Source organism: Nocardioides albidus (assembly GCF_006335005.1).
Classification (GTDB): domain Bacteria; phylum Actinomycetota; class Actinomycetes; order Propionibacteriales; family Nocardioidaceae; genus Nocardioides; species Nocardioides albidus.
Window position 1 is genome coordinate 104,674 of the sequence record NZ_VDMP01000012.1, and the last position, 2,649, is coordinate 107,322.

At 72.2% G+C, this 2,649-nt stretch carries 3 protein-coding genes and 2 riboswitches; of the genes, 2 read left to right on the forward strand and 1 reads right to left on the reverse strand.

The genetic code is table 11. The annotated features are described in order from the left end of the window. A partial coding sequence (locus FHP29_RS22380) for an SDR family NAD(P)-dependent oxidoreductase (RefSeq protein ID WP_240044237.1) occupies positions 1-733 on the reverse strand: 733 nt, incomplete at its 3' end. Positions 734-818: 85 nt separating this feature from the next. Continuing rightward, positions 819-914: riboswitch (glycine riboswitch) on the forward strand. Further along, a riboswitch (glycine riboswitch) is annotated at positions 915-1,015 on the forward strand. 53 nt (positions 1,016-1,068) lie between these two features. Here FHP29_RS22380 and gcvT point away from each other — a divergent pair. Continuing rightward, the gene (gcvT, locus tag FHP29_RS01665; protein WP_139621135.1) at positions 1,069-2,196 is read left to right on the forward strand and encodes a glycine cleavage system aminomethyltransferase GcvT; all 1,128 of its coding nucleotides are present in this window, start codon (positions 1,069-1,071) and stop codon (positions 2,194-2,196) included. A 23-nt stretch (positions 2,197-2,219) separates the two neighbouring features. Further along, positions 2,220-2,591, forward strand: a complete 372-nt coding sequence (gene gcvH / locus FHP29_RS01670; RefSeq protein ID WP_139621136.1) for a glycine cleavage system protein GcvH — start codon at positions 2,220-2,222, stop codon at positions 2,589-2,591. Positions 2,592-2,649: the final 58 nt, after the last annotated feature.

A 2,649-nucleotide genomic window follows, 5' to 3' on the forward strand; every position in this document is an offset into this window, starting at 1 on the left:
AAGCGCCCGGCAGCCGGCGTACGGTCTGGCAGGCGTTGTTGATGATGATGTCCAACGGGCCGTCGGCCGCCACGTCGTCGGTCAGCGCGATCACCTGGGTGGGATCGCGCAGGTCGATCCCGACGACCTTGAGCCGGTGCAGCCAGTCGGCGGAGTCCTCCATGGCGGCGAAGCGGCGGACGGCGTCCTTGGGGAACCGGGTCGTGATGGTGGTGTGCGCGCCGTCGCGCAGCAGGCGCAGGGCGATGTACATCCCGATCTTGGCCCGCCCGCCGGTCAGCAGCGCGCGCTTGCCGGTGAGGTCGGTGCGCTGGTCGCGCTTGGCGTGGCTCATCGCCGCGCAGCGCGGGCACAGCCAGTGGTAGAAGGCGTCGACGAGGGTGAAGTCCTCCTTGCAGATGTAGCAGCCGCGCGCGGTGAGCAGCTCGCCGGCGAAGGCGCCCTGCGCGGTGGAGACCAGCGGGATGCCGGCCGTCTCGTCGTCGATCCGCATCCGCGAGCCGGTCGCCGTGCTCTCGATGATCTCCTGGTCGTGGCGCTGCCGCTCCATGCGGATCTCGGCGCGCCGCTGCTTCTTGATCAGCTTGTACATGTACGACGCCGCGCGCTTCATCGTGCGGACGTCGTCGTGCTCGGGGTCGAGGAGCGGGACCTGGCGCAGGACCTTGAGGGTGATGGCGAGCTCGTCCGGGTCGATCCCGGTCAGCCGCTCGGCGGGGTCGGGGTGAGGCACCGGCCGATGGTACGGGCGCGGGAGCCCGGATGCCCTATGCTCGACCTGCGCCATGACTGGCGTCACAACTCCACACCGCGCCGTTCGAACCCCGGCGGGAGAGTCCCGGTCCACTGCGACCGGGCGCCGAAGGAGCAAATCTCCCCACGAATCTCTCAGGCCCCCTGACCGCCGGGACGAGGCGAACTCTGGAAAGTCGGACCGGATCCACCGGCCCGCACCCACGGTGCAAGCCGCCTCCGGGCGGTGAAGCTCTCAGGTAGCGATGACAGAGCGGGGAGGCAGTCCAGCCACGAGCCCGGCGTCCGCCGTGCTCCTCACCAGGAAGCCTCCCGATGACCACCTCTTCAGCGACCCCCGCGGTCCCGCGGCTCACCCCGCTGCACGACGTCCACAGCGCGCTCGGCGCGTCCTTCACCGACTTCGCCGGCTGGCAGATGCCGGTCCGCTACGGCTCGGAGACCGCCGAGCACCGCGCCGTGCGGACGACGGCGGGGCTGTTCGACCTCACCCACATGGGCGAGATCGAGCTGGTCGGCCCCGGCGCCGGCGCCGCGCTCGACTTCGCGCTCGTCGGCCGTCCGTCCGCGATCGGCGTGGGTCGCGCGCGCTACTCGATGATCTGCGCCGAGGACGGCGGGATCATCGACGACCTGGTCGTCTACCGCCTCGCCGATGAGCACTACCTCGTCGTCGCCAACGCCAGCAACGTCGCCGTCGTCGCCCCCGAGCTGGCCGCCCGTGCCGAGGGCCACGACGTCACCGTCACCGACACGTCCGCGGACTGGGCGCTGCTGGCGGTCCAGGGGCCGGCGTCCGCGGAGATCCTCGCGCCGCTCACCGACCTCGACGTCCCCTCCCTGAAGTACTACGCGATCGACGCGGGCACGGTGGCCGGGATCGACGTCCTGCTCGCCCGCACCGGCTACACCGGCGAGGACGGGTTCGAGGTCTACTGCCGCCCCGGCGACGCGGGCGCCGTCTGGGCGGCCCTGCAGCAGGCCGGTGAGCCGCACGGCCTCGTGCCCGCCGGTCTCGCCTGCCGCGACACCCTGCGCCTGGAGGCGGGCATGCCGCTCTACGGCCACGAGCTGGACCGCGACACCACCCCCTACGAGGCCAACCTCGGCCGGGTCGTCGTGCTCGACAAGCCCGACGGCTTCGTCGGGCAGGCGGCGCTGGCGAAGCGCAAGGAGGAGGGTCCGCAGCGGGTCCTGGTCGGGCTCGTCTCGACCGGCCGCCGCTCGCCGCGCGCCGGCTACCCGGTCGTCGACCCGGCCACGGGCGCGGAGGTCGGCGTCGTCACCAGCGGCTCGCCGTCCCCGACGCTGGAGAGGCCGATCGCGATGGCCTACGTGCCGCCGACGCTCGCCGCCCCGGGCACCCGCCTCCAGGTGTCGCTGCGCGGCACCCTCGAGGACGCCGACGTCGTCGAGCTCCCGTTCTACTCCCGCACCCGCTGACCACCGACCTCCAGGAGAGCGCCATGAGCAACCCCACCGACCTCCAGTACACCGCCGAGCACGAGTGGATCGCCGCCGACGGCGACATCGCCAAGGTCGGCGTCACCGCGTACGCCGCCGACGCCCTCGGCGATGTCGTCTACGTCGACCTCCCGGCCGTCGGCAGCACCGTCACCGCAGGCGAGTCCTGCGGCGAGCTCGAGTCGACGAAGTCGGTCAGCGACCTCTACTCCCCCGTGACCGGTGAGGTGGTCGAGGTCAACGAGGCCGTCGACGCCGACCCGAGCCTGGTCAACAGCGACCCGTTCGGCGAGGGCTGGCTCTTCGTCGTGAAGGTCAGCGCGACGGGCGAGGTCATGGACGCCGCGGCGTACGACGCGCTGGTGGCCTCATGACGGCCGTCGTACCGGAGGGCCGCAAGCTGCTGCGTCTGGAGGTCCGCAACGCGCAGAC

Excerpts from the sequence above, each read along its gene's own strand:
- gcvH (WP_139621136.1), top strand. The coding sequence starts at position 2,220 with ATGAGCAACCCCACCGACCTCCAGTACACCGCCGAGCACGAGTGGATC.
- gcvT (WP_139621135.1), top strand. The coding sequence starts at position 1,069 with ATGACCACCTCTTCAGCGACCCCCGCGGTCCCGCGGCTCACCCCGCTG.